Raw genomic sequence first — 20,503 nt, 5'->3', positions numbered from 1 at the left:
GTAATATCCTTTTATTTCAAGTTAATCAACGTACTAACATTTTATAAATTATTGGTTGTAGTTTTTTTCATCAAGAGCATAACAGATATTGCCATTTAGTAAAATTGTTTTTAGTTTGAAATAGTTGAATAATTGCATTTTATTTCGTGTTTTTTATGATGAAAGGCTAGTTGGTTTAACCAACAAAAAAAATTTTATACACTATTTAAGATAGCCACTTGGGTTACTTTCTTTTATAATATTGCTCTATTTTTACTTATTTTTGGCTTAAAAAGAGTAACTTACATGAAAATCTTAGCTGGTTGTTCTGCTCTATCTGCATTTCGTATTAGTAAAATCTTATCAACTTGCCGTGAAACATCGATTCCTGTTATTAACTTAGAAGCACAATATATTCACTTTATTGACTTATTTGGTGATTTGACAGCGGATCAACAATCTACGCTCGAAAGTTTGTTGCAATATGGTTCTAAAAATGCCCAAATCGATATTCAAAATAAAGACAGTAAATTACTCTTTTTAGTTACGCCTCGAGCCGGTACCATTTCGCCATGGTCATCAAAAGCAACTGATATTGCACATAATTGTGGTCTATCGCACATCCATCGCATTGAGCGAGGTATTGCCTATTATGTGCAAGTGAGTTCGGCGTTAACCGAAATCGAAAAAAATGAGTTTGCAGCATTAATACATGATCGGATGATGGAGTCGGTATTAACGAGTTTTGATCAAGCTGATCAACTATTTAAAACTGAACAACCCGCGCCTGTTGTTACCATTGATTTGCTAGGGCAGGGGCGACAAGCTTTAGAGCAAGCCAATCTTAAATTAGGTTTAGCATTAGCATCGGATGAAATTGAATATTTAATCGAAAATTTTAAAAAGTTAAATCGTAATCCAACCGATATTGAACTTTATATGTTTGCACAAGCGAATTCTGAACATTGTCGACATAAAATTTTTAATGCTGATTGGGTTATAGATGGCAAAAAACAGCCTAAATCGCTATTTAAAATGATCAAAAATACGTTTGAAAGCACACCTGATTATGTCTCCTCGGCTTATAAAGATAATGCAGCGGTGATGGATGGCTCTATGGTTGGACGTTTTTTTGCTGATAACGAAAATAAAACCTATAGCTATTCTCAAGAATATGCAGATATTTTAATGAAAGTTGAAACGCATAATCACCCAACAGCGATATCACCTTGGCCTGGAGCGGCAACCGGTAGTGGTGGTGAAATTCGAGATGAGGGTGCAACAGGGCGCGGTGCCAAACCAAAAGCAGGATTAGTTGGTTTTTCAGTATCAAATTTACGTATACCAGATTTTGTTCAACCTTGGGAATATGATTTTGGTAAGCCTGATCGTATCGTGAGTGCGCTTGATATTATGATCGACGGGCCTTTAGGGGGGGCGGCTTTTAATAATGAATTTGGTCGTCCTGCTTTATTGGGCTATTTTCGTACTTATGAAGAAAAGGTAAATAGTTACAATGGTGAAGAAGTTAGAGGTTACCATAAACCTATTATGCTTGCGGGAGGAATAGGAAATATTCGCCGCGAACATATTCAAAAAGGTGAATTCCCGGTAGGTTCTAAATTGATTGTTTTAGGTGGACCTGCCATGAATATCGGATTAGGTGGCGGAGCTGCATCCTCAATGACATCCGGTCAATCTGATGCTGATCTAGATTTTGCTTCAGTACAACGTGATAACCCTGAAATGGAGCGTCGTTGTCAGGAAGTGATAGATCGCTGTTGGCAACTAGGCGATGACAACCCTATTTTATTTATTCATGATGTTGGGGCGGGTGGGTTATCTAATGCCATGCCGGAGCTTGTTAATGATGGTGGTTGTGGTGGTCAATTTGAATTGAGAAATATCTTAAACGATGAGCCAGGCATGTCACCGTTAGAAATTTGGTGTAATGAATCACAAGAACGTTATGTGCTAGCTATTCGCCCTGAAAGTTTGGTGCTCTTTGATAAATTGTGTCAGCGAGAACGTGCACCTTATGCTGTAATTGGTAGTGCAACGCTAAATAAAGCGTTGGTTTTGCATGATAATCACTTTAACAATAATCCCATTGATCTACCTTTAGATGTTCTTTTAGGTAAAACACCGAAAATGTTACGCGATGTAAAAACCTATCAAGCTCATGGTGATAATTTTTCAACCTCTGACATTAATTTATATGATGCGGTAAAACGTGTGTTACATTTACCAACAGTTGCTGAAAAAACATTTTTAATCACTATCGGCGATCGAACTGTCACCGGTATGGTAGCGCGTGATCAAATGGTCGGTCCATGGCAAGTGCCGGTGGCTGATTGTGCTGTTACCACAGCGAGTTTAGATAGTTATTATGGTGAAGCAATGTCAATTGGTGAACGTGCGCCTGTTGCATTACTCAACTTTGCAGCCTCAGCAAGGTTAGCTGTTGGTGAAGCGATTACTAATATTGCAGCAACGAATATTGGCGATATCAAACGAATTAAACTTTCGGCTAACTGGATGGCCGCTGCCGGTCACCCAGGCGAAGATGCAGGACTTTATCAAGCTGTGAAAGCTATTGGTGAAGAGTTATGCCCGGCTTTAGGACTTGCTATTCCTGTAGGAAAAGATTCCATGTCAATGAAAACCACTTGGCAACAAGATGGTCAACAAAGATCGGTAACTTCACCGTTATCATTGGTGATTTCGGCATTTGCTCGGGTTGAAGATGTTCGCAAAACTGTTACACCTCAACTTTGTGTAGATCAAGATAATACGCTATTGTTTATCGATTTATCAAAAGGTCATCAGGCCCTTGGTGCGACAGCCCTTGCTCAAGTCTATCGCCATTTAGGTCAAAAAACGGCAGATGTTCATGATGCTAAAGCGTTGGCTGGTTTTTATCAAGCTATGCAAATGCTAGTGAATCAAAATTTATTGCTTGCCTATCATGATCGTTCAGATGGCGGCTTAGTGGTTACCTTGGCTGAGATGGCTTTTGCTGGACATTGTGGCATAGATGTTGATATTTCGATGTTAGGTCATGATGTGATTGCCGCGCTGTTTAATGAGGAATTAGGTGCTGTTATTCAAATTGCAAATAGTCACTTAGATCAGGTAATGGAGTGCTTTAAGCAATTTAATTTATCTCACTGCGTGCAAGTGCTTGGTAGTGCTAAAGTTGGGCAGCAGTTTATTATTCGAAATCAATCAGCAGTCGTTTTTAGTGAGTCACGTTTAACGTTAAGAACATGGTGGGCAGAAACCACTTGGCAGATGCAACGCTTACGTGATAATCCGCTATGTGCCGATCAAGAACATCTGGCAAAACAAAATGAAAACGATCCGGGCTTAAATGTGTTATTAACATTCGATCCACAGCAAGATATAGCAGCCCCATTTATAGCCAAAGGTATAAAACCTAAAGTCGCTATTTTACGTGAACAAGGTGTAAATTCACATGTCGAGATGGCTGCCGCGTTTGATCGGGCTGGTTTTGCTGCTATCGATGTGCATATGACCGATTTACTTGCTGGTGACACCCGTTTAGATCAATTTAAAGCCGTCGTTGCTTGTGGTGGCTTCTCATATGGTGATGTGTTAGGGGCCGGTGAAGGCTGGGCTAAATCAGTGCTTTTTAATGAGCGCGTTCGTCATGAGTTTGAACAGTTTTTTAATCGTAATGATACGCTATCACTTGGTGTCTGTAATGGTTGTCAAATGATGTCTAATTTAAAAGATTTGATTCCAGGTGCTGAATTATGGCCACGTTTTGTGCGTAATTTATCAGAACGCTTTGAAGCACGCTTTAGTTTAGTGCAGATTCAGCAAAGCCCTTCTTTATTCTTTACTGATATGGCGGGTTGTCATATGCCAATTGCAGTTTCACATGGGGAAGGACAGGTTGAAGTTAATGACGAAAATCATCTAACTGCTCTAGAGGCAGCGAAACTTGTTGCTGTGCGTTATATTGACCATTTTGGTCAAGTTACGCAGCAATATCCGGCTAATCCAAATGGTTCACCTAATGGTATTACTGCTGTGACATCTAAAGATGGACGCGCAACAATTATGATGCCGCATCCAGAGCGGGTATTTAGAACGGTAAGTAATTCATGGCACCCTAATAATTGGGGGGAAGATAGCCCATGGATGCGGATATTCCGTAACGCTCGTCGGCAATTAGGTTAAAATAAAAAATTTATCGCCGATAAAAGTCGGCGATAATGTATTTTCAACCAATTAAGCGGTTATTGATTGTTGTTGTCTTTTTAATAAAGGCTCAGCTAACAAGCTATTCATTTTTCGTAATAACTCATCAGTGCTGTCCCAATTAATACAAGCATCAGTAACCGATACACCATATTTAAAGTTTTCTTTTGGTTGTTCTGACGATTGATTACCTTCAAATAAGTTACTTTCAATCATAACCCCAATAATTGAATTGTTACCGTGCTCAATTTGCTCAATAATTGAATTAGCTACAATTGGTTGATTACGATAATCTTTATTGGAATTAGCATGGCTACAATCAATCATTAAATTTGGTACTAAACCAGCTTTTTTCATTTGAATTTCACATAATGATACGTTTTGAGCATCATAGTTTGGTGTTTTTCCACCACGTAAAATAACATGTCCGTGTGGATTGCCCATTGTCTGTAGGACAGTAACTTGCCCTTGTTGATTGATACCAACAAAACGATGTGCCATAGACGCTGATTTCATCGCATTGATTGCAACATCTAAACTGCCATCTGTTCCATTTTTAAAACCAACTGGCATCGATAATCCAGAAGCCATTTCTCGATGTGTTTGTGATTCAGTGGTTCTAGCGCCGATAGCAGACCAACTAATTAAATCACCGATATACTGTGGCGTGTTAGGATCTAATGCTTCTGTTGCCATTGGCAAGCCAATTTGTGCGATATCCAGTAATAATTTTCGTGCTTTTTTTAGACCATATTCAATATCAAATGAACTATCCATATGTGGATCGTTAATCATGCCTTTCCAACCAACGGTGGTTCTTGGTTTTTCAAAATAAACACGCATCACAATAAATAGATTATCTTTTACTTCATCTGAAAGTTTTTTTAATCGATGAGCATACTCAATTGCAGCATCGGTATCATGAATTGAGCAAGGGCCACAAACAACAAGTAGCCGGTGATCGCGGCGTTCTAAAATATCAACGACAGTTTGTCTAGATAAACTAATTTGCTTTTCTAACTCACTTGATAATGGATAAAGTTTTTTTATTTCATCAGGTGTAATTAGCATGTGTTCATCTCGAATTCGAACATTATTCAGTGTGTCTTTTAACATTGTATTTTCCTAGTTAAAATCATTTAAACTCTTTTGTAAAAAAAATATTACAATTAACGGTTAATATGTAAACACAAAATTACATCATAGTAAATGATATTTTGTGAATTTTACAAAGATAATAATTTAATGTTGGTGTAATCGAGGTTTTTTTGATTTTTTCTATACCAGAAAAGCTACTTTACACTTTGCTGTAATGAAATTTTTACATTTCGCATGTTTGAAATGATTTATTATTAACGAGTCTTTGGTGATGGCTAGATTTTCCTATTTTATCATTGTAAGGTATTAAGATATCAATTTTAGGAATAAAGCAAAATGAACCAAGGTAAGCGCTTGCTTAATTTGATGGGCACAAAGATTCAAATATGGCTAGAACATGATGAGGTTGAACACTTATTGAATCAAGCTCAAAAGATGTTAATCGACTACGAACAGCGCTTTAGTGCTAATCGCTTAGATTCTCAATTAATGCAAGTTAATCTTAATGCGGGTATTAAACCCGTAAAACTGCAATCTGATCTTTTTAGATTAATAAAAATAGGTAAAACTCAGAGTTTAATAAAAAATAGTTTTTTAAATATTGCAATAGGACCACTTATTCAAGCGTGGCGGGTTGGTTTTAGTGATGCTAGATATCCTTCTGTTTCAGAAATCAATCAGCTTTTAACACTCATTAACCCTAATGATATTCTTTTAGATGAAGATAATTTATCCGTGTTGTTAAAGCATTCTGGAATGGCAATCGATTTAGGTGCGTTAGCCAAAGGTTATTTTGCTGATAAAGTTATTGAATTTTTTAAACAACAAAATGCTCACGCAGCGTATATTGATTTAGGTGGAAATGTATTAACATTTGGGAATTGTCCTTTTCATGATGATGGGTATTGGCGAGTAGGCATCCAAAATCCCTTTTTGAGCAGAGGTAATGTTATTACTGTTTTGAAGATTCAAAATCAATCAGTGGTGACTTCTGGTATTTATGAAAGAACATTTAACTATAATGGTAAAACCTATCATCATATTTTTGATAGTCAAACAGGTTATCCTGTTGAAACCGATATTGAAAGTATTACTATTGTGACTGAGCATGCCATAGATGGCGAAATATGGACTACACAATTATATGGTTATTCTGCTGAACAGGTGATTAAGCAAATAAATAAAATTGACCATATCGAAGGGATAGTTATCACCAAAAATCATGAATATGCTGGTTCTAATGGTTTATTGATCTAGATATTTATATGATGTTACCGCGTGAACACTCGTTTTGTTTTCATCTTTGCATTATTTATTAAAAGAAGAGACGAAAAGGTTGATGAATTCTTTTTCAGCAACGCTAAGCATTTTATTGGCTGAATATGCAATGAAATAACTTAACGAGATGAATTCTAAAGGTAAGGGGATCAAATTATATGCTAAATCACCCGTTTTTCCGCAGATACTGACGCTTTCAGGAATAAACGTCACTCCCATTCCTTTTTTCGCTAATTCGACAAGGGTAAAAATATTACTGCTTTCAATTACGATATTCGGTTTAATCTTATATTTTGTAATGAGGTATTCAATTTGTTGTCGAATACCTGAGCCGTGAGACGTTAGAATAAGCTTTTCTTGCAATAGTTTTTTTATAAAAGAATGATTACATTCAATATTATTTGTTTTTTTTCGATAGAGTTTAGAGCTTTCTGGTATAAGTGCATAATAATGATGTTTACCACATTTATGACTAATTAAGTTAGGGGATATTGTTTCAGGATTTTGCCCAATAAAAAAATCGAGAGTTTGGTTAATGGTTTTTTCTTCACTATTTTTGGGCATATATTCATGTAATTCGATTTTAATATTGGGATATTTTTGCATAAAAGCAGGTAAAACTAGGGGTAATAAGTAGGTTCCTAAGCTTGGTAATACACCGATTTGAATTGCGGTGTAGTTAGTATCAGTATATTTTTGGATTTTTTTTCTAAACTGTTCCTGTTTGTTGACTAACGATGTGAGGTATTCATAATAAATTTTTCCTGCTTCGGTTAACTGTAATGGGACGGTTTGTCGATTGATGATTTCAATGCCTAGTTCATTTTCAATTTTTTTTATGGTTTGAGTTAGGTAAGATTGCGAGATATAAAGGTTTTGTGCTGCTTTGGTATAATTACCATGCTTAACTAAAACATCAATATATTGCAGCATTATTAGTGAATTAATTTTAGCCATTCCGCTTGTTCTCATCCTTTTTAAGGTTATAACAAATTAGTTATAACTCCATAATTAATCAGCTATTTCACAAATATTTTTTTCTATTTTACACTAGATAACAAATCATATTGCACAACAAATAACATAATTAATATAACAAGAACTTATTCTACCATTTTGTGTGATTAGCTAAAGAATTTGTATTACGAAAATTAAATATTAACAAAATTGTGCCGCAAGGTACTAAGTGAGGTTTTAAAGTGAAATTTGTTGCTATAGTCGGAACGAATTCTGATCGTTCTACTAATAGAAAATTACTGCATTTTATGCGAACGCATTTTGCCGAGAAAGCAGAAATTGAGGTCTGTGAAATTAAATCATTACCAGCATTTAATGAACCTAAGGATAAAACTCCGCCAGCAGCAGTAAAAGAGCTATCGGATAAAATACTAGCCGCAGATGGTGTGATTATTGCTACTCCCGAATATGATCATTCCATTACCGCTGCTTTGAAAAGTGTTATTGAGTGGTTGTCTTATACTACCCGCCCTCTGATTAATAAATGTGTAATGATTGTCGGTGCTTCACATGGTATGTTGGGTTCATCAAGGGCTCAGGCTCATTTACGCCAAATTTTGGATGCGCCAGAATTAAAAGCACGAATTATGCCAAGCTCGGAGTTTTTATTAGGGCAGTCGTTACAGGCTTTTGATGATCAAGGTAATCTTGTTTATGCTGATAAAGTTAAAGAGTTAGATGAATGCTTTGATGAATTTTTATTATTTGTATCCATTACTAATCAATTACTCAAAACAGCCAAAATTAATACAGATCAAAATAAGAAATTTAGTTGGAAACAGGCCGCAGAAGAAGGAGCATCGTTATGAAATTTATTGGTATAGTAGGAACAAATGCTCAAGAATCTTATAACCGTATGTTATTGCAATTTATGCAAAAACATTTTAGTCATAAAGCCGAAATTGAAATATTAGAGTTGACTGACGTTCCAATGTTTAATGAGTCAGATGACCAATCTAATAGTCCTATCATTCAGAATTTTAATAATAAAATTATTCAAGCAGATGGTGTTATTCTTGCCACGCCAGAGCATAATCACTCAATTCCATCGGCCTTAAAAAGTATCATTGAATGGTTATCATTTAATTTGCATCCGTTTGATGGTAAACCAGTGATGATTGTTGGTGCATCTTATGATGTACAAGGCTCCTCTCGAGCACAATTACATTTGCGTCAAATCCTTGATGCGCCAGGGGTTAATGCAACAGTTATGCCGGGCTCTGAATTTTTACTGGGTCGAGCCCATCAAGCTTTTGATGAGCAAGGTAATCTTAAATCAGAAAGAACAGTCGATTTTTTAGAAAGCTGTTTTTTACGTTTTTTGCGATTTACTCAAGTTGTCAATTTACTTAATGTACCGGAAGAAATCTCGTATGAACCTGGTAAATATTGTGTAACAGCACCGGGTCATAATGGCGATTTACCTATGGTTGTTACTTTATCAACTGACCGCATTGAATCGATTGATATTGATACCGAAGGCGAGTCAGAAGGTATTGCTGACGTTGTGTTTAAACGTATTCCATCTCAAATCCTTGAAGGTCAGACACTGAATGTCGATTTGATATCTGGTGCATCGGTTACAAGTAATGGTGTTATTGATGGTGTGGCAAAAGCCATTAAAATGGCAGGTGCTAATCCTGATGTATTAAGAAAAAGACCAAAAGCACCAAGCGCGCTTGATAATAGCGATGCGCAATATGTAACAGATGTCGTTGTGGTTGGTGCTGGTGGTGCAGGATTATCAGCCGCGGCAAGTATTTTACAAGAAGGCAAGCGCGTTGTTGTTGTTGAAAAATTTCCAGCAGTTGGTGGTAATACTGTCCGTACAGGTGGGCCAATGAATGCCGCCAATCCTAAATGGCAAAATACTTTCGATGCTATCGCGGGCGAAAGCCATACTTTATCTGAAATAGTAGCAATTGATGAGTCGGTGATTGATCCTGAATATTTGCAAGATTTTAGAAGCTTAAAACAGCAAATTAATGATTATTTATCAGAAAATAAAGGTAAAACCGGTTACCTATTTGATTCGGCACTACTTCATCGTATTCAAACCTATCTTGGCGGTAAGCGTACTGACCAATTAGGAAATGTGATTTATGGACAATATGATCTGGTTAAAATCTTAACTGATGAGGCGCTAGAATCGGTTAAATGGCTTGAAAATATTGGTGTTGAATTTGATAAACATGATGTCACTATGCCAGTAGGGGCTTTATGGCGTCGAGGTCATAAACCGTTAAAAAGTGAAGGTTATGCTTATGTTTCTGCATTGCAAAAATATGTAGAAGATAAGGGTGGAATTATTATAACCGATACGGCTGTTAAATCGTTAATTGTTGAAGAAGGGCATGTGTCTGGGGTAATTGGACAAGGTTTAAATGGTAAAAAAGTTACCGTTAAAGCAGATGCTGTCATTTTGGCATCGGGTGGTTTTGGTGCTAATACCAAAATGCTCAAAGAATACAACACTTATTGGACTGAAATTGACGACAATATTAAAACCTCTAATTCTCCAGCAATTACTGGTGATGGTATTTTGTTAGGGCAAAGTGTTGGTGCAGATCTGGTTGGTATGGGCTTTTCACAAATGATGCCTGTTTCTGATCCAGAGACTGGGGCATTATTTAGTGGGTTACAAGTTCCACCACAAAATTTCATCATGGTTAACAAGCAAGGAAAACGATTTGTTAATGAATATGGCAGCCGAGATAAACTTACACAAGCTGCTATTGATAATGGTGGATTATTTTATTTAATAGCTGATGAAGAAATCAAAAAGACAGCTTACAACACATCACAAGAAAAAATTGATAAGCAAATTGCGGCTGGCACACTATTTTGTGCAGACACTTTAGAAGAATTAGCCGAAAAATTGGGAATGGATGCTGATATTTTTAAACAAACTATTGCCAACTATAATGCGTATGCTGATGCTGGGTATGATCCTGAATTTGGTAAAGATGTTTTTGATTTGAAAGTAGAAGTTGCTCCATTTTATGCAACACCAAGAAAACCAGCGGTGCATCATACAATGGGTGGACTAAAAATCGATACACAAACCCATGTTTTGGATAAATCAGGACAAAAAATTTCTGGCTTATATGCAGCAGGAGAAGTAGCAGGTGGTATCCATGCGGGTAATAGATTGGGTGGTAATTCACTAACCGATATTTTTACCTTTGGACGAATTGCAGGGAAAACTGCTTTGAAAGATATCAAGTCAAGAACGGAGTCTGGGCATGGAACAACAAACTAGAAATCTCAATCGATGGCTTGTGCTCATAGCATCAACATCAATATTGCTTTGTACTGGTGCGATTTATGCTTTTAGTGTTTTTGCAGGTCCTTTAAGTGCCGCTAAAAATTGGAGTATGTCAGAGGTGATGACAGCGTTTGCTATCAATTCAGCTGTCGGCCCCATTCCTATGATTTTAGGTGGCTTTTTAACGGATAGAGGATTAGCTAAATGGTCTAGTGTTTTAGGTGGTTTGCTGTTTGGACTAGGCTTTTTTCTGACGGGGTATGTGACAAGTCCGCTAATGCTTTATGTGACCTATGGCTTATTAAGTGGCTTTGGTCAAGGGCTTGCTTATTCGGGCTGTTTAAGTAATACCATTAAATTATTTCCTGATAAAAAAGGTCTTGCTTCAGGTATTATTACAGCAGGTATGGGGGGCGCTGCAATTATATCAGCACCAATCGGTAACCATTTGATTGAACGCTTTGATGTGTTATATGCTTTCCAAATTCTAGGTTGCACCTATATAGCTGTGGTTATTGTTGCTAGTTTCTTTATTAAGGTAGCACCTGCTAATTATCAACCACAAGGTTGGACTCAAGCACACAGCCAACAAAATGCGCCTGTTGTTAACAAAAATTGGCAACAAATGCTACAAACGCCATATTTTTACCTCATATTTTTTATGTTAGGTACTGGTGCATTTTCTGGGTTGATGATAGCTTCAAATGCATCAAGTATTGGGCAAAACATGTTTGGGCTATCTTCTGTGGCAGCAGCATTTTATGTGAGTTTATATTCATTAAGTAATTGTGCTGGGCGAGTTGTTTGGGGAACGGTATCGGATAAACTTGGTCGTAATCGAACATTGGATATTATCTTTTCGGTAATTATTTTGGCTTTTATGGCATTTTTATTTATTCCAACACAAGCCGGATTTGCAATAGGAATTATCGCGCTTGGTTTATGCTTTGGTGGTGTGATGGGCGTGTTCCCGCCAATGGTCATGGAAAATTATGGACCGATTCACCAAGGTGTTAACTATGGTATTATTTTTGTGGGGTATTCTTCAGCGGCATTTTTTGCACCAAAGTTAACTGCGGATATCCTTGTCAATAATAATGGCAGTTATACCTATGCATTTTATATTGCAATCGCTGTAGCTTTTGTTGGCTTAGCGTTAAACATGATTTATAAATTTACTAAACAAAGACAATCGAACAATTAATAATAAGTTCGCATTTAAGCTGAAGGAGCCAGATTTCTGCGCTCCTTATTTTGATTCATTTAATTATCAATCTAACAATACAGTATTACATACATTATTAAGTTCGCTCTATCGATTCAAGAACGATGTTTTTATCAATGCCATCAAGCACTTCAACTTGTCCAATTTGTGTCGGAATAACAAGTCTGAGTTTGCCTGATAAAACTTTTTTATCGCGTAACATGTGTGGAATATAAGCATCACTCGTCATTTGAGATGGTCGAGTAACTGGAAGTTTTGCTCTAATAAGCAGTGTTTTAATACGATCAATATCAGCGGTGGTAAATTTACCCAACAGTTTAGCTGTTTGAGCAGCCATTAACATACCGACACTGACAGCTTCACCATGTAACCAATTACCATAACCTAATTCTGCCTCGATGGCATGACCATAAGTATGACCAAGATTTAAAATCGCGCGCATATCTTGTTCGGTTTCATCGGCCGCAACTACCTGTGCTTTAAGTTCGCAGCAGCGATAAATGCAATAACTGAGTGCTTCGACATCTAATTTAAGTAACTGGTCAATGTGCAATTCTAACCAATTAAAAAAATCAGCATCCATAATAATGCCATATTTAATGACTTCAGCCAGACCTGCTGATAATTCACGCTGCGGTAGCGTTTTTAAACAATTGAGATCGATAACCACTGATTGAGGTTGATAAAATGCACCAATCATATTTTTACCAAGAGGGTGATTAATGGCGGTTTTCCCACCAACAGACGAATCTACCTGCGAAAGTAATGTTGTTGGCACCTGTATAAACTTAATTCCTCGTTGATACGCTGAAGCAGCAAATCCAGCGACATCACCAATGACGCCACCACCTAATGCAATTAGTATGGAATTGCGGGTATGATTATTGGCAAGCAAAGCGGTAAGAATTTTATTCCATGTTTCCATGGTTTTATATTGTTCACCATCAGGCACAATCACAGAATCAGTTTTTATACCGTTGCCTTCAAGCATATCAGTTAAAGTTTGTAAATATAGTGGGGCGATGGTGTCATTGGTTGCGATTAATACACGTTGACCAGGTTGGAGTTTGAAATGTTTAAATTGAGTTAGAAGATTTTCGCCGATAGTAATAGGATAACTACGTTTTGCTAGCGCCACATTTAAAATTTTTTGCATAATAATACCCGGACAAGTCAAAGCTAATTTATTGTTGCATGTTAGCGATAAAAAAGTAGCAGTGCAACTTAGAATCATTTAAACTTATTGCCAATTTTGTTTAGTAATATTAAATTTAATATGTCAATATCTCTTGTTTTAGCACAAAAAAATTGGCGCGTGGGCGATATAGAAGGCAATGCTCAAAAAATTATTGAAATAATCAATAGCCATGCATCTTATGATCTTATTATCTTTTCAGAATTAGCGTTATGCGGTTATCCACCGGAAGATCTTATCTTTCGTTCAGATTTTAAACAACGCTGCCAAAAAGCATTATCAAATATCCAACAAGCTAGCACAAAATGTGCAGTGATTGTTGGTCATCCAGATTGGCAAGGTGATAAAATTTATAACTCACTTTCGTTTTTTGCCGAAGGAAAATTGTTATCAAGTTATCATAAACAGTTGCTTCCTAATTATGATGTATTTGATGAAAAACGTTACTTTACTGCTGGAACACAAACTTGTGTAGTGCAATTTAAAGGTCAAAAAATAGGCTTATTAATTTGTGAAGATCTTTGGCAAAATCAACCTATTGATGATATCAAACAAGCACAAGCTGATTTTGTCATCACTATCAATGCTTCACCTTATGATTATCAAAAACAAAAACAACGACAAGATTTAATTAAAGCACATGCTGTTCGTACACAATTACCGATTATTTATGTTAATCAAATAGGTGGGCAAGATGAGCTGGTATTTGACGGTGATTCTTTTGTTTGTAATGAGCATGGCGATATTATTTGCCAATTGAAATCCTTTCAAGAGCAAGTCACCTTTTTTGAGTTTTCTTCTAATGACCCATCTCAACGAGTTGAGATAACAGAACAATCCCAATTAGCATCGGTATATGATGCATTGGTATTGGCAACTCGTGATTATATTACTAAAAATGGTTTTCAAGGGGCGGTATTGGGACTATCTGGTGGGATCGATTCTGCTTTGACGCTTGCTATTGCTGTTGATGCACTTGGTAAAGATAAAGTACAAGCCGTTATGATGCCATTTCGATATACGGCCGATATTAGTATTGCTGATGCTAAAGAAGAGGCTGAAATATTAGGTGTTGAATTTGATATTATCTCGATTGAACCAATGTTTGATGCGTTTATGTCTTCATTAACTCCTTTATTTGCAGGAACACAAAAAGATACCACTGAAGAAAATCTGCAAGCACGTTGTCGAGGTGTTATTTTAATGGCACTTTCTAACAAACGTCGAAGACTGGTTTTAACTACTGGCAATAAAAGTGAAATGTCGGTTGGCTATGCAACGCTTTATGGTGATATGGCAGGTGGGTTTGACGTACTTAAAGATGTACCTAAAACGATGGTGTTTGCATTATCTAAATTCCGCAATACACGTTCTTATGTTATCCCTGACAGAGTCATTACTCGTCCACCTTCAGCCGAGCTTGCACCCGATCAGAAAGATGAAGACAGTTTACCGCCATATGAAATTTTGGATGGTATATTAAAAGGTTATGTTGAGCAAGATCTTACCGTTTTGCAACTTAAGTCACAAGGATATGAAGAACAAACCATAAGACAGGTAATTAAATTGGTTGATATAAATGAATATAAAAGACGTCAATCAGCTGTCGGTCCTAAAATTACAACACGCAACTTTGGAAAAGGCAGACGCTATCCAATTACTTCTGCTTTTGGATTTAACAATTGGCCATCGGCAATTAAGGGCAAATAGATATGAAAAAAATAGAAGCTATCATCAAACCATTTAAACTAGATGATATTCGTGAGGCACTTGCTGATCAAGGTATTACGGGAATGACTGTGACTGAGGTTAAAGGCTTTGGTCGTCAAAAAGGTCATACAGAGCTTTATCGTGGCGCTGAATACATGGTGGACTTTTTACCCAAAGTAAAAATCGAACTGGTTGTATCAGATGATATTTTAGAAATGTGCATTGAAACCATTATGAAAACAGCGCAAACAGGCAAAATTGGTGACGGTAAAATTTTTGTCTATAATGTAGAACAAGTTATTCGTATTCGTACTGGCGAAATGGATGATTCTGCAATTTAATTGAGATTATTTAATGTCAGGTCGCTCTTGTTTGAGTAATTCATTAGTCACAATGCCCTGCATAGAACAAATAAGCAGATTCATATTAGTGCCTTTTTCAATTAAGAGTAATTTTTCTGTTGTATCCGGTGCTGGAATTGTTTTTACACCAACTACAGTACCGGTGTTTTCTTTCCATACATGAACATCATCATTAATGTTGCGAATCATTGGATTGGCGATGTAAAGTAAGTCATCTTCCATATTTTTCCAATTGATGAAATTTAATGTCTCTTTTATTTGGTTTATATCGTTATCAATAATAAAACCCCAAAAATAATATTTACCTATTTTGCCTAAATCCATCGCACTATCATAATAACCTTTAATTGTCAGATTTTTATAGTGGATAGGGGTTTTAAAATAAACATAATTTTTATTTGTGTCAGTGCGATTTTCAACGGGAATAAAGGCTTGATCACTATCGATTACATTGACATTTGTTACTTTTAGTAACTCATCTTTATTATCATATATAGCTTTAAAAAAATTTGTATTACAGAGAGATAACGAATCTATTAATGGTAATTTATCGGCTGATGCGACAAAAGAACAAAATATAAGTATTACTGTAATAACGCTTTTGATCATGTTGGTTGGAATTGACAAAAAATAAAAATCATTAAGTTAAGTTGCCTTGATTGTATAATTTTTAAAGAATAATAACAATGTTAATACCTCTTTTCTTTTTTAAAGAATTATTAAGATTGATGAATACTTAACCTTTATTAGCAGTATTCAATAAATCTAACAATATAATTATATATTTTATCAAGCAATAATCTTATTTATCTTTATTTATGGAAGACTGATCCCAAAATGATGAATTTATTTGAAAAATAGTTTGAGTATTAGAAAAATTACTATAATTTTATTTGAGCAGTAAGTTGTTTATGTTATTCAGTCAATTAATTTTAAATGGAAATAAATTATGAGTTCAACATTTGCAAATAAAATACTAGAAGATTTTTCTTGCTTTGAGGATATTTCAATCAAAACATTTTTTGGTGGATTTAGTATCAATAGCAAAGGAGTCATGTTTGGATGGATTGGTAAAGGTGAGCTATATTTAAGGGGGCATGATCATTATCGTTCAGTTTTTATTGATTTGGGTATGCCCACATTAACACTACCAACCGCAATGTCTAAAAAATCGCTTGATTATTATAAAGTGAGTGATGAATTGTTAAAACATTCCAACAAGCTTCACACTATGGTCAAAATGGTCATTGAATATGCTATTTTAGAACATAGTGAGAAAATCCAATTAAAAAAGCAGCAAATTAAGACCTTACCTAATATCAACTTATCTTTGGAAAAACTATTATTTAGCGTAGGTATAACCAATATAGAAATATTTAATAAAGTTGGTTATCTGGAGGCTTTTTACCGAATTAAGAGTATAAAATCGACTATTTCGGATAATGTCCTATTTGTTTTGTATAGCGCATTAAATTATTGTCATGTTGAAGTATTATCTAAATCGACAAAAACTGATATTGAAGTTGCATATCAAGATTTTTTAGACAATATATCTGATAATTAAGTTGTAAACTTTTATCTATTATTATGACTATAAGTCAACCATTGGAATAACAGTTATCCTGAAATTAATTCATGTTAGGATAACTGTTTTTTGTAAATATAGTTATGAAGACGTTCTACGACGTGAAGTTCGTTTAAATGGTTTTGGTGTAGGTAAATTAGTTAATAGTGCAGTTGGATCATATTGACTAACAGGAATAGCATGATCAATCGCTTTTTCGATAGCAGGTAAATTTTGTGAGTAACGTTCACAAGCAAGTGAAATCGAATAACCTTCAGCACCAGCACGACCAGTACGCCCGATTCTATGTCTGTAATCATCACAGTCGTCGGGTAAGTCGTAATTAAAGACATGTGTTACATGAGGAATATGTAAACCTCGCGCAGCCACATCTGTTGCCACTAAAATATCTAAATCGCCTTGGGTAAATTGTTCAAGAATCGATAAACGTTTCTTTTGTGCAATATCACCAGTTAATAATCCAACCCGATGACCATCTGCAACTAAATGGCGCCATATTTTTTCACATGCAACTTTGGTATTGGCAAAAACAATACAACGATCAGGCCACTCTTCTTCAATTAGGGTTTGTAACAGCGCTAATTTATCTTCATTCGATGGGAAAAATAGCTCTTCTTTAATGCGATGGCCAATTTTTTGTTCTGGCTCTACTTCAACATATTGTGGATTATTCATATGTTCAAATGCTAATTCACGGACATTATGAGTGAGTGTTGCAGAAAATAGCATGGTTAATCGTTTTTGTGGGGGTGTCATGTGTCTAAAAATCCAACGAACATCCCGAATAAATCCTAAGTCAAACATACGGTCAGCTTCATCTAAAACAACAACTTGTATTGACTCAAGATTTATATAATTTTGTTTCGCATAATCGATTAAACGACCAGTGGTTGCGATGAGGATATCGACGCCAGCTGATAACATTTTTAATTGTTTATCATAACCATCACCACCAAATGCTAAACCTAGTTTTAGGCCTGTCTGTTCTGATAATACTTGAGCATCATGATAGATTTGCACAACTAGTTCGCGAGTTGGCGCGATAATGATTGCTCGAGGTTGGTTGGTTTGGTGATCGGGTAATGGTTGATGATTCAATAAATAATTAAACGTTGAGGCTAAAAACGCGATGGTTTTTCCTGTCCCTGTTTGTCCCTGCCCAGCAATATCAATTCCTTTTGTGGTTAACGGTAAAGTCTTTTCTTGAATTGGCGTACAATAAGTAAAGCCATTTTGCTCAAGTGCTTTTAGTACTAATGGATGTAAAGGAAATTGACTAAAAGTCGTTTTGGTGAGATAGGATTGAATCATTATGGTTTCAAAGTTAATTATCAAAGTTTGTTAATTATAGCATATTAGTCACACTGACATCACTAATAATTATCTCCTATTATAATAATTACTAGCGCGTGCTTTGAAAATATTTTAACATTTAAAACCATAAAAATTATATTATTATTGGAGATAATAAAATGAGTCATAATATTGTTGCGTTAACTGAAGCAAGTTTTGAGAAAACCATTAACGAAGCATCTAAACCCGTGCTAGTTGATTTTTGGGCTGAATGGTGTGGTCCGTGTAAAATGGTTGCGCCTATTTTAGAAGAAATAGCGCAAGAATATAGTGATCGTATCGTTATTGCTAAATTAAATGTTGAAGAAAATCCAAATATCGCGCCTAAATTTGGTATTCGCGGTATTCCTACATTACTTATTTTCAAAAATGGTGAAGTTGTTTCAACACAAGTTGGTGCATTATCTAAAGCTCAATTGAAAAGTTTTATTGAAGCACAACTGTAATAGTTGTGATTGCAGTCCTCACAAAATCAATAAAAAATAGTAATAAGAGTAATAAAAATTACTCTTATTATTGCTCAAATCAAGTGTGTTGTTATTTTCAATAACATAATTAAATATAGACAGACTACCTTTTTTAGTGTAAATTGCTAACTTCTTACGAAAGCTCCTTTCTGCAATCCATTGTTTTTATTGATTAAGTGGGTGAACAGTCTATATTTAAACGCATAATTATCATTGAAAACTTAGTAGTTAATTGCGTTTGTATATTGTAAGAAAGAGATTTTTTTATTAATAAATGAAAGAAATATACAAAAATAGCAGTAATTGCAAACATATCAATTTTATCCTCAAGAATTTTTAAAATTATGAATTTAACTGAATTAAAAAACACTTCTGTTTCCGAGCTTGTAACGCTTGGCGAAAAAACAATGGGTCTTGAAAATCTTGCTCGTCTTAGAAAACAAGACATTATTTTTGCTATTTTAAAACAGCATGCCAAAAGTGGTGAAGATATATTTGGTGACGGTGTGCTTGAAATTTTGCAAGATGGATTTGGCTTTTTACGTTCTGCTGATAGTTCGTATTTAGCGGGTCCTGATGATATTTATGTATCACCTAGTCAAATTAGACGATTTAACTTGCGAACGGGCGATACCATTGCCGGTAAAATAAGACCACCTAAAGAAGGTGAACGTTATTTTGCTTTATTAAAAGTTAATGAAGTTAATCATGATAAACCTGAAGATGCCCGCAATAAAATCCTCTTTGAAAACTTAACTCCGCTTCACCCAAATTCTCGATTACGTATGGAACGAGGTAATGGTTCAACAGAAGATATCACAGCAAGAGTACTTGATTTAGCATCACCTATCGGTAAAGGTCAACGTGGTTTGATTGTTGCTCCACCGAAAGCAGGTAAAACTATGCTTCTGCAAAATATCGCACAAAGTTTAGCGGTAAATCATCCTGAATGTGAGTTAGTTGTCTTGATGATTGATGAGCGTCCTGAAGAAGTTACCGAGATGCAACGTTTAGTTAAAGGTGAAGTGGTTGCTTCAACTTTTGATGAACCAGCAGCAAGACATGTTCAAGTTGCGGAAATGGTAATTGAACGAGCAAAACGTTTAGTTGAACATAAAAAAGATGTGATTATTCTATTAGACTCAATTACTCGTTTGGCACGTGCTTACAATACGGTTATTCCTTCATCGGGTAAAGTATTAACAGGTGGTGTGGATGCCAATGCTTTACATCGCCCTAAACGATTTTTTGGTGCAGCGCGTAATGTAGAAGAGGGTGGTAGTTTAACCATTATTGCAACCGCATTAATTGATACCGGTTCGAAAATGGACGAAGTTATTTACGAGGAGTTTAAAGGTACCGGTAATATGGAAGTACACTTATCTCGTAAAATTGCTGAGCGTCGTGTTTTCCCTGCTATTGATTTTAACCGCTCAGGTACACGTAAAGAAGATTTAATGACTTCACCTGACGAGCTACAAAAAATGTGGATTCTACGTAAGATCTTAAACCCAATGGGTGAGATTGATGCGATGGAATTCTTAATTGATAAATTAGCGATGACCAAAACCAATGATGAGTTTTTTGAAATGATGAAACGCTCATGATTTTGAAAGTTAATTAGCTTGTCAAAAATAAAATAGCCGTATTATATACTGATACGGCTTTTTTTATGGCAAAATATGAAAAAGTTTTATAAAACCCGTTTAAGTGTTAAGTTGTAAAGGCCTTATTAT

The 20,503-nt window shown here is 35.6% G+C and carries 15 protein-coding genes; 10 read left to right on the top strand and 5 right to left on the bottom strand.

Annotation, left to right across the window (positions count from 1 at the left end):
* The first annotated feature begins 285 nt into the window (after positions 1-285).
* A complete protein-coding gene (gene purL / locus A9G03_RS01575; protein WP_065798239.1) occupies positions 286-4,188 on the top strand; it encodes a phosphoribosylformylglycinamidine synthase in 3,903 nt (1,300 codons plus the stop codon).
* Between the two features lie 51 nt (positions 4,189-4,239).
* Here the strand turns inward: purL and A9G03_RS01570 are convergent, their stop codons facing one another.
* On the bottom strand, positions 4,240-5,325 hold the full coding sequence (locus A9G03_RS01570) for a 3-deoxy-7-phosphoheptulonate synthase (RefSeq protein ID WP_065798238.1): 1,086 nt from the start codon (positions 5,323-5,325) through the stop codon (positions 4,240-4,242).
* A gap of 318 nt (positions 5,326-5,643) precedes the next feature.
* Here A9G03_RS01570 and A9G03_RS01565 point away from each other — a divergent pair, with 318 nt between their 5' ends.
* On the top strand, positions 5,644-6,564 hold the full coding sequence (locus tag A9G03_RS01565) for an FAD:protein FMN transferase (RefSeq protein ID WP_065634958.1): 921 nt from the start codon (positions 5,644-5,646) through the stop codon (positions 6,562-6,564).
* A 51-nt stretch (positions 6,565-6,615) separates the two neighbouring features.
* Here the strand turns inward: A9G03_RS01565 and A9G03_RS01560 are convergent, their stop codons facing one another.
* Positions 6,616-7,542, bottom strand: coding sequence for a LysR family transcriptional regulator (locus A9G03_RS01560; RefSeq protein WP_065634957.1), 927 nt, complete (start codon positions 7,540-7,542; stop codon positions 6,616-6,618).
* A gap of 242 nt (positions 7,543-7,784) precedes the next feature.
* On the opposite strand from A9G03_RS01560, the gene A9G03_RS01555 reads away from it, so the two are divergent.
* Genes A9G03_RS01555 through A9G03_RS01545 form a run of 3 tightly spaced genes read left to right on the top strand, consistent with a single transcriptional unit; the run spans position 7,785 to position 12,074 of the window.
* A complete protein-coding gene (locus tag A9G03_RS01555; RefSeq protein ID WP_065798237.1) occupies positions 7,785-8,411 on the top strand; it encodes an NADPH-dependent FMN reductase in 627 nt (208 codons plus the stop codon).
* Entirely contained in the window at positions 8,408-10,864 is a 2,457-nt protein-coding gene (locus A9G03_RS01550) for a flavocytochrome c (RefSeq protein ID WP_065798236.1), read from the top strand. Before A9G03_RS01555 ends, A9G03_RS01550 begins: the two co-directional genes overlap by 4 nt.
* Positions 10,848-12,074: an L-lactate MFS transporter gene (locus A9G03_RS01545; protein ID WP_065798235.1), complete on the top strand. Its 1,227-nt coding sequence runs from the start codon at positions 10,848-10,850 to the stop codon at positions 12,072-12,074. The genes A9G03_RS01550 and A9G03_RS01545 overlap by 17 nt, the downstream gene beginning before the upstream one ends.
* A gap of 97 nt (positions 12,075-12,171) precedes the next feature.
* Here A9G03_RS01545 and aroB read toward each other — a convergent pair whose 3' ends face one another.
* Complete coding sequence (gene aroB, locus A9G03_RS01540) at positions 12,172-13,251, bottom strand: 3-dehydroquinate synthase (RefSeq protein ID WP_065798241.1); 1,080 nt, start codon at positions 13,249-13,251, stop codon at positions 12,172-12,174.
* Positions 13,252-13,371: 120 nt separating this feature from the next.
* On the opposite strand from aroB, the gene A9G03_RS01535 reads away from it, so the two are divergent.
* Both A9G03_RS01535 and glnB read left to right on the top strand, forming a co-directional pair.
* A complete protein-coding gene (locus A9G03_RS01535; protein WP_065798240.1) occupies positions 13,372-15,000 on the top strand; it encodes an NAD+ synthase in 1,629 nt (542 codons plus the stop codon).
* Positions 15,001-15,002: 2 nt separating this feature from the next.
* Positions 15,003-15,341 carry a nitrogen regulatory protein P-II gene (gene glnB / locus A9G03_RS01530; protein ID WP_025314493.1) on the top strand — a complete coding sequence of 113 codons (339 nt, stop codon included), beginning with the start codon at positions 15,003-15,005 and terminating at the stop codon, positions 15,339-15,341.
* A 6-nt stretch (positions 15,342-15,347) separates the two neighbouring features.
* Here glnB and A9G03_RS01525 read toward each other — a convergent pair whose 3' ends face one another.
* Positions 15,348-15,989, bottom strand: a complete 642-nt coding sequence (locus A9G03_RS01525; RefSeq protein ID WP_141671578.1) for a hypothetical protein — start codon at positions 15,987-15,989, stop codon at positions 15,348-15,350.
* Positions 15,990-16,311: 322 nt separating this feature from the next.
* Here A9G03_RS01525 and A9G03_RS01520 point away from each other — a divergent pair, with 322 nt between their 5' ends.
* Entirely contained in the window at positions 16,312-16,926 is a 615-nt protein-coding gene (locus A9G03_RS01520; RefSeq protein WP_065798234.1) for a TfoX/Sxy family protein, read from the top strand.
* A gap of 102 nt (positions 16,927-17,028) precedes the next feature.
* On the opposite strand, the gene rhlB is transcribed toward A9G03_RS01520, so the two are convergent.
* Positions 17,029-18,258: an ATP-dependent RNA helicase RhlB gene (gene rhlB / locus A9G03_RS01515; protein WP_065634951.1), complete on the bottom strand. Its 1,230-nt coding sequence runs from the start codon at positions 18,256-18,258 to the stop codon at positions 17,029-17,031.
* 161 nt (positions 18,259-18,419) lie between these two features.
* On the opposite strand from rhlB, the gene trxA reads away from it, so the two are divergent.
* Both trxA and rho read left to right on the top strand, forming a co-directional pair.
* The gene (gene trxA / locus A9G03_RS01510) at positions 18,420-18,746 is read left to right on the top strand and encodes a thioredoxin TrxA (protein WP_065634950.1); all 327 of its coding nucleotides are present in this window, start codon (positions 18,420-18,422) and stop codon (positions 18,744-18,746) included.
* 365 nt (positions 18,747-19,111) lie between these two features.
* Positions 19,112-20,374 (top strand): transcription termination factor Rho, encoded by a 1,263-nt coding sequence (gene rho / locus A9G03_RS01505; RefSeq protein WP_065617994.1) that lies wholly within the window; start codon positions 19,112-19,114, stop codon positions 20,372-20,374.
* Positions 20,375-20,503: the final 129 nt, after the last annotated feature.

Origin of the sequence: Gilliamella sp. wkB171, assembly GCF_001693755.1 — a bacterium.
Lineage (GTDB): Bacteria > Pseudomonadota > Gammaproteobacteria > Enterobacterales > Orbaceae > Gilliamella > Gilliamella apicola_F.
The sequence above is the reverse complement of the archived record's forward strand: the minus strand, read 5'-3'. Positions and strand labels throughout refer to the sequence as shown.